Annotated in this window: 9 protein-coding genes; 7 read left to right on the forward strand and 2 right to left on the reverse strand. The window is 39.1% G+C overall.

From position 1 onward, the window contains the following. The first annotated feature begins 385 nt into the window (after positions 1–385). The 5 genes from JUI58_RS10800 (at position 386) to JUI58_RS10820 (ending at position 3,749) form a co-directional block, all read left to right on the forward strand. The gene (locus JUI58_RS10800) at positions 386–1,054 is read left to right on the forward strand and encodes a DUF262 domain-containing protein (RefSeq protein ID WP_204103794.1); all 669 of its coding nucleotides are present in this window, start codon (positions 386–388) and stop codon (positions 1,052–1,054) included. Further along, the gene (locus JUI58_RS10805; RefSeq protein ID WP_204103795.1) at positions 1,032–1,583 is read left to right on the forward strand and encodes a hypothetical protein; all 552 of its coding nucleotides are present in this window, start codon (positions 1,032–1,034) and stop codon (positions 1,581–1,583) included. The genes JUI58_RS10800 and JUI58_RS10805 overlap by 23 nt, the downstream gene beginning before the upstream one ends. A gap of 15 nt (positions 1,584–1,598) precedes the next feature. Then, a complete protein-coding gene (locus JUI58_RS10810) occupies positions 1,599–2,087 on the forward strand; it encodes a HEPN domain-containing protein (RefSeq protein ID WP_204103796.1) in 489 nt (162 codons plus the stop codon). Between the two features lie 262 nt (positions 2,088–2,349). Further along, positions 2,350–2,769 (forward strand): hypothetical protein, encoded by a 420-nt coding sequence (locus tag JUI58_RS10815; protein WP_204103797.1) that lies wholly within the window; start codon positions 2,350–2,352, stop codon positions 2,767–2,769. Positions 2,770–3,125: 356 nt separating this feature from the next. Beyond that, a complete protein-coding gene (locus tag JUI58_RS10820) occupies positions 3,126–3,749 on the forward strand; it encodes a hypothetical protein (RefSeq protein WP_204103798.1) in 624 nt (207 codons plus the stop codon). Between the two features lie 166 nt (positions 3,750–3,915). Here JUI58_RS10820 and JUI58_RS10825 read toward each other — a convergent pair whose 3' ends face one another. Continuing rightward, the gene (locus tag JUI58_RS10825; protein WP_204103799.1) at positions 3,916–4,056 is read right to left on the reverse strand and encodes a hypothetical protein; all 141 of its coding nucleotides are present in this window, start codon (positions 4,054–4,056) and stop codon (positions 3,916–3,918) included. Between the two features lie 71 nt (positions 4,057–4,127). Between JUI58_RS10825 and JUI58_RS10830 the strand changes: the two genes are divergently transcribed. Together JUI58_RS10830 and JUI58_RS10840 are read left to right on the forward strand one after the other, a co-directional pair. Then, on the forward strand, positions 4,128–4,355 hold the full coding sequence (locus JUI58_RS10830; protein ID WP_204103800.1) for a hypothetical protein: 228 nt from the start codon (positions 4,128–4,130) through the stop codon (positions 4,353–4,355). Positions 4,356–5,186: 831 nt separating this feature from the next. Continuing rightward, positions 5,187–6,302: a hypothetical protein gene (locus JUI58_RS10840; protein WP_204103801.1), complete on the forward strand. Its 1,116-nt coding sequence runs from the start codon at positions 5,187–5,189 to the stop codon at positions 6,300–6,302. Positions 6,303–6,364: 62 nt separating this feature from the next. Here JUI58_RS10840 and JUI58_RS10845 read toward each other — a convergent pair whose 3' ends face one another. Next, positions 6,365–7,699: a DUF2254 domain-containing protein gene (locus JUI58_RS10845; RefSeq protein WP_204103802.1), complete on the reverse strand. Its 1,335-nt coding sequence runs from the start codon at positions 7,697–7,699 to the stop codon at positions 6,365–6,367. Between the last annotated feature and the right edge of the window lie 164 nt (positions 7,700–7,863).

The following is a 7,863-nucleotide window of genomic DNA, read 5'->3' on the forward strand; positions in this document are numbered from 1 at the left end:
TGCTTGTGGAGATGATCTGACGGGGGCTTTGCCTAGTCAAAAATCTGTGAAGCAGGAAATCTTGAATGCGAGTTCAAGAATCTCCCGCTAGAACGCTAAAGCGTTTAGCGGTGAGAGTATGTCAATCATGTCTCTATTTATCAAAAAAAACGGCGATCGCAATACCACAAAACCTTTAGCAGATAGATAATTGAGGCGATCGCACTTCATCAGAGAATGCGATCGCAGAAACTCGACGAATTAGCCAAAAACAAAGTTATAATTCTCCTACAAGATCGGCGATCGAACTTGAGTCGGCACGCAGCAACCCATAATAATCGCACTTAACCCAAGCCGCTAGTTGTCGCGCACTCATTGATCTCATAATTAACAAAGAAGAATAAATATGATTACAAATAGCCATTTAATTTCAGGTGAAACATTTATTTCTCAAAATAGACCAGATATAACTCACAACTTTCCGCCAGATGATGAAATTAACGGAAAATACAAAAAGGGAGAGATAAGAATTGTAACAGAACAAGCTCGTTATCCACTTGATAGTATAGAAGCTATGGTTGACAGTGCAAAATATATCCGAAATCCTGAATACCAACGTCGTAAAAGATGGAACAATACTCGAAAATCTCGTTTAATAGAATCATTCATAATGAATGTACCTATTCCACCTATTTTTTTGTATGAAATAGACTATTCTATTTATGAAGTAATGGATGGACAACAAAGACTGACAGCTATATATGATTTTTATAAAGGAAAATTTGAGCTAGAAGGGTTAGAGTATTGGCAGGAACTTAACGGGCGAAATTATCAAAATTTACCTGAGCAAGTTCAAAAAGGTATAGATAGACGATATTTGTCTTCTATTATTTTATTGCAAGAAACAGCCAAAAGTAAAGAAGAAGCTGAATATCTCAAACAGATAGTTTTTGAAAGATTGAATAGTGGAGGAGAGAAGCTAACTGCACAAGAAACAAGAAATGCTTTACAAAATGGTAAATTTAACCAATTATGTATAAAACTTTCTCAAAATGAATATTTTCGTAATTCGTAAAATGTGGAACTTACCTTTAGAAAGTGAAGGAGAAGAAAAATTACTTGAAAGTGAATCTTATCGCAAAATGGAAGATGTAGAATTAGTTTTGCGATTCTTTGCTTATCGTCATATAGATAATTTAAAATCTCCAGTGGATAAATTTTTAGATGAGTATTTAAAACAAGCAAATAACTATTCTGAGGAAACGATTAAAAATCTTGAAAATATTTTCCAAGAAACTATTCAGTTGATTTATTCTATATTAGGAAGTTCAGCTTTCATACCTCCAAAAGAAAAGCGTGATAGAAGAACACCATTAAAAACTATTTATGATCCAATAATGCAGGTGTTTGCAAATAATATTGCCCATAAGAAAAGTCTACTCAAAAATAAAGCTGACATTAAAAGTAATCTATATTCAAATACAGAATTGCTATATATCGAAGAAGAAAATAATAAATCCCTTTTTGATGGTAGATACAATAACAAAAAGGATGTAGAAGCACGCATGAAGTATTTTCATAATTTCCTACAAGACTATATTTGATTATTGATAGAAATTATGAATATACAATCATTGGAAAACTTCAAAAGAGAATTAAATCAAATTAAAGAATATTTAAAACACATTGAATATGTAAACAAGGTAACTGCTTATTCTATTCCAGAAGGTGATAATGAAAAAATCAGTGAATTACAAATTAGTAAATTACTGAATACTCTAAAAGATCACGACAGAAGTTTTAGAACAGATAAACGAATATTTGAATATAAAGCTTCTATTATTTCACTCTATGGACTGCTAGAAAAATATGTAGAAATATGGATTAAAGAATATCTTGATTCTCTATCTAAAGTAGTACCTGAATATAATCAAGTGGATAAAAGGATTAGAGATAATCATTTTGAACTTTCTTTAAAATTAATAAATACTATTACAACTAGGGAAAGTGCTAAATATCAGCTCCCCTTTCACCTCCCCAATAATCGCCGTCTCCAATTTCATCTCAACAAAAAGCGATCGCCTAAAAATCACGACTTACAGGAATAGCGATCGCCGCTTCCCCTTTCACCTCCCCAATAATCGCCGTCTCCAATTTCATCTCAACAACCAGCGATCGCCCCCCTCAACATCCAAAACATCATGATCGCCTAAAAATTACGAGTCATTAGACCTCTTGCAAAAATCATTAAAAACCGACTCAAAGCCTGATTTTTGGTAATCACGACTCACACCGAATAGCGATCACAATACATTTTATGATATATTTTAGAATAGCTAGATAAAAAAATCTTAAAATGGAGAATTGTCAATGGCTGGTTTAACTATTAGTGATGAAAACATAGAATTATTCAATAAAGTAAAGATTGAAAAATATTATTCTTATGTTTTATTCGGATTGAATCCTGATAATTCTACACTTGAATTTCAAGGCTCAGGTGATAGAAGCTATAACTTTGATTCTATTGCATCCGAACTTCCCAAGGCGGATGTTGCGTTTGTTATTTGTGATCTTGAATATGAAACGGATGAAAATCCTCCTCGCAAAACTTCAAAAATAATTCTCATTTCTTGGTGTCCGACATTAGCTCCAATAAGACGAAAGTTTGCTTTAAATAGTGCAGAAAATCAACTAAAAATGTCCTTCACGGGAATACAAAAAGACTTTAAATTAACTGAGTATGAAGAAGTTAGTTTTGCAGCCATAAGGCGGGAACTGCTTAAATCATGATGGAACTCCCACGCCTACTCTAAGGCAACGAGTAAAAACAGCTTAATCAACTAAATTTAATCAACTAAGTGATTTTTCTGGGTTTTGGGGTTGCATTAAAACCGATTTCGTGCATTTCAATGGCAAAAAAGCAAAGATTGTATCTAAAAATACCAAACTACCTCTAAGCGATCGCTTTGTATTGACAAATAGACAGAAAATTGATATTGTCAACCCCAGCACCTGAATAGTTACGTTCCAATCACCATGAAAACGTTTTTCTGTAAAATAATGGAATTGATTTCAGTCTCAGGTACATTAATCCCCATATAATAAGTTTGTTGTTGTTTAGTCAAAATTATTGTTTAGGAGAAAATATGGGACTTACCGTTACCTTGACCAATAGAAGGAAAGGAAAACCTGTCGCTTATCGGGCGATTCAAATACAAATTTGGAACCCACCAGGGGATGATTTGAATGTTATCACCGACGAAAACGGTCAATTCACCATCGATGAGAAATACCGAAACATTCAGTTTATTTTAGAACCCAAATACATTGAGTCTGGCGAAAACTCCAGAGATCTGCATCTGGGAGGATGGCAAAACTGGGAAAGCGATACACTCAACATTCCCGTATCGTTGTTATCTGGGGTTGAGCCTAGAAGCCTAGGGGCCGGGATTACCGTTGCCTTGAAAATTCCAAGCAATGCTGGGATTTATACTGGTGAGAGATACCCCCCGGAGCGCCTAGATCCTCACTATCCTGTAAATATCCCCAACCCCATGGAAATTAAAATACAAATTTGGAACCCACCAGGGGATCGTTTGAATGTTACCACCGATCGCAACGGTCTGTTTTTAATAGACGAGAAATACAGAAACCTTGAATGTTATTTCTCGGAACCGAGAGACGTGCAGAGCGGCTGGGTAAAATTGGATAATGATTATGTCGAAATGGGACTAGACGTTATACCTCGTGAGTGGCTGACACGACGGTAGCAGCGTAGGTGGGGTTGCCGTCTTTTTTGCAACCTCACACAATATATTTCCAAGTTCCTTGTTCACCAACTTGTTAAGTAGTACACAGAATTTTTCCGTCTAATACATAGTTATACCAAACCGAAACGCCCGTTAAATTTATCTGTTTATCGCCGAGATTAAGCACTCAAAAATGATTTGCTTCGTTGATGAGTTCGGAGAAATTATTGGCGATCGCAAAGACAAATAAGCATAGTGCGATCGCCCAAAACTCATAACTCACAGGAATAGCGATCGCCTTTAGTAGATTGATGATTACTGTGATCACCCAAAAATCACGACTCACAGGAATGGCGATATAATTTAGAGAAAGATTGTGTAAAAAAGGAAAAAATAGCTGTGAGTCAAGCAGAAATTACAGATTCTTTGCTAACTAGCACAGGTTTCTATAACCTCTTTCAAACCTTACCACCAGAAATCCGACAAGGCTTTCTACAACTTTTATTTCAAAATAATTCCTCTGAATTAGAAGACTTTATTCTTTATTTAGCTTGTGAAAATTCTCGAAAAGAAGGATTTTTATCTGAATTAGAGTCTCAATCTCTCTTGGAGAGTTTGCCTCAATAAAATATCAAATTGCAAAACGTTTCAAAAAAGATTTAGATAGAATTAACGACCAAAAAATTCTCTCAAAAGTCAGAAAATGTATTGAAGCAATTGGAATTTCTCAATCACTATCTGAAATCCCCGATCTTGAAGCACTGAAAGGCTTCTCAGGATATTATCGCATTAAATTTGACTACAGTTATCGTATTGGAATTTTTTGGGATGGCGAAGTTATCGAAATTCTCAAAATAGAGAGTCGAGAAGGATTTTACAAAAATTTCCCGTAGAAATAATGCGATCGCCTAAAAATCACGACTCACATTAATGGAGATCGCCTTTAGAAGTAGAAGATAGATTGTTAATGCGATCGCCCAAAAATTACAGTCCCTCCCTTTATAGCAACCCACTACGAAGTTAAGACAAAATATCAATTGTTCTTTATCACCCTGATAGAAATATCTGCCTTAAGAGTTATGGCGATCGCTACAATTAGCCTTCTTTTATCACTTTCGGAAATTTCAGCCAATTTACTCTATATACAGTCAATGAAAAATCAAGGTTTTAACCCAGGATAATTAAAGAGGGTTAGCTACTTGAAAAATGGTTAATAGGATCGAACAACTTTTTCCCAGTAAGGAGGCATTATAGCATCGCTCAGTCTAGCACCGCTCAGTTTAGCATCGTTTAATAAATGTGCTAGGCTATAGTGGTCTAACCGTCGTGCTTTGATAGGTAGCTGATCATAAAAATTCTTATTTTAAAAGGCTTTTAGGAAAACTTTACTCCCCACTTCATCGCTGTTGCAGCAGTAGTCTATTATTGAATTTACCCCCGTTTTTGCAGGATACAATTATGTCATACGATTACAGTACGAAATCACTAGTCATTGATAATGGCTCAGGAATGGTAAAAGCTGGTTTTGCTGGGGATGATGTACCCAGGGCTATTTTTCCCAATGTAGTCGGCACGGGGCAAAAAGATTCTTATGTTGGGGATGAAGCTCACAAGAAGGCGGGTATTCTCACCATCAAGTCTCCTGTTGAATATGGCATCGTGACCAACTGGGATGATATGCAGAAAGTATGGCACCATACCTTCTACAACGAACTCAGGGTTGATCCAGAGGAATATGCTGTTCTGCTAACTGAGTCACCTCTGAACCAGAAAGCCAATCGGGAGAAGATGGCTCAGATCATGTTTGAGACATTTCGTGTCCCGGCTCTGTATATTGAAAACACTTCTGTATTAGCACTCCATGCCAGTGGTCGTACTACAGGAATTGTTCTCGATTGTGGCGATGGTGTTAGCCACGCGGTTCCGATTTATGAAGGACGCGCTTTGCGCCATGCCATCCTTTATCTAGATCTGGCAGGACGGGATCTGACGGATTATCTAATGAAAATGCTGGCTGAAAGGGGATATAGCTTTACGACTACGGCGGAACGAGAGGTAGTCCGAGACATCAAGGAGAGATTATGTTATGTCGCTCTTGATTTTGAACAGGAAATGCAAAAAGCAGCCCAGAGAGGTGGCTTTGAAAAGAGATACGAATTACCTGATGGTCAAATCATTACCCTCAACAATGAGCGTTTCCGTTGCCCCGAAGCCTTGTTCCAGCCAGCATTCGTTGGCATGGAGTCGAAGGGAATTGCTGAAAAGCTCTACCACTCTATCTTTAAATGTGATTTGGATATTCGTAGGAAGCTCTATGAAAACATTGTCCTGAGTGGTGGCACTACTATATTTCCGGGTATGGTTGATCGTCTGCAACAAGAAGTGACGTCTCTTTCTCCCTCCAGCATGAAAGTCAAAGTTATTGCTACCCATCCCCAAGAGCGAAAATACTACACCTGGATTGGTGGTTCAATGCTTGCTTCTTCTGAGACATTTCAGCAAAGGTGGATTACTAAGCAGGAATATGATGAGCATGGCCCTTCCATCGTTGATCAGAAGTGCCCCCAAGGGTAAATACAAGTGCGGGTCCGATCGCCCAAAAATCACGACTCACAGGAATAGCGATCGCCTATTGATTAAACTTGACCGATCGCCTTCACTGCAGCCAGATACCGCTCCTTCACATTTTCGTAGTCTAACTCCTCCGCAATTCCTTCCTGGCCACCGCGTTCAATCATATCTGCATGACGCTGTAGGGTGGTTCGGTCTGGTATTCGGTGAGTAAAAGGCGCGATCGCCGCGATCGCCTCTAACAACCGCATCGTCACCGCAACACTCGACTTTCCATACTGCCGAATCTGGTTGAAAGCAGCATCCGTCGCATCCGCAAACGAGATTGGTTTAGCGATGATCCGAAGCTGGTTGTGGTCATCGTAGCGATAGGGAGAAGGAATTTCTCTTTCGGCTAAATGACAAAGGGCAGCGCTCAATTGATCGATGCAGCGAATAGCAGTAAACGGATCGTTAATGCCTGGAGAAAGGGCGCGTACCGCAATCTCAACCAGTTGGTCAATGGGAAACTCCACATCTTGCTGCTCTGTGCGCTGTGAACCGAGAACAAAAGCATCATTGATCTGGGCTATAAGTTTTTTGTTTAACTTTTTTTCAGGAAATATCTGTACAATTTCACTTCCTTGCACCACAAAACGACCAGGGCGCTGCTGAACCCGTAATAACAGATTATTCTCTGTCGCAATCCGCATCAGTTGATTGTCATCAATGCCTTGAATGTAGCCACTGGCGATCGTCTTAATGGGACAGGAAAATTCCTCGAAGTCGGCAGGAATAGCGGCTAGACTCTCCTCCTGTCCATGCTTTGATGTACCTCGTCCAATTTTTTCAGGAAAAAGCCGATCGATCGCAACATCAAGATCGTCTCCCACCTGTTTAATCACCCGATCGACCTGAATCGATGAGGCTGAATGATGAATAAAGTAAATCAATACACCAACACTGGCGATCGCTAAGCCAATGCCGATGGTCACTGCCAGGTGGGGGACAAACTCATCTTTTTCTACCCCATTAATCGTTCGCAGCACCATCAAGCTATACACAAAAGTGGAAATGAAAGTTCCCAGTACAATTTGGTTGCCCGTGTCTTGCATGAAGTTTCGCAGCAAGCGCGGTCCAAACTGAGAAGAGGCAAGCTGAAGTGCCACGATCGTAATCGAAAAGGCAGTGGTGGCAACACTCACCATTGAACCCGCGATCGCAGAAAGAATGGCCCGTGAACCACTAGGCCCTAGAGAATAAGCCCAGTCTATGTTTTCGACGATATTGGCTTCTTGTTTGTGGTCAATCCAAATGGTAATAAACGAAAGTGCGATCGCCAGCACCACCATCAGGCTTGGCACAAACCAGAAACTAGAATGTAATGAGTCCCACAGTTTAGCTAATTTAGCGTATTTCATCAGTTATCCCGATCTTTGATCGTCTATTTTGCGTTTTCAATTCGAGCTTGTTTCGTATCTGCAATTCTTTTGAGGAAAAATGCGCCGCGCATCCTACGATTCAGTCCGACAGGACGAATCGCTAGTTAGCGGCGCGGGTTGTTTAAGTCGCCCCGGTTCGTCTT

Origin of the sequence: Spirulina sp. CCY15215 (genome assembly GCF_016888125.1) — a bacterium.
Lineage (GTDB): Bacteria > Cyanobacteriota > Cyanobacteriia > Cyanobacteriales > Spirulinaceae > CCY15215.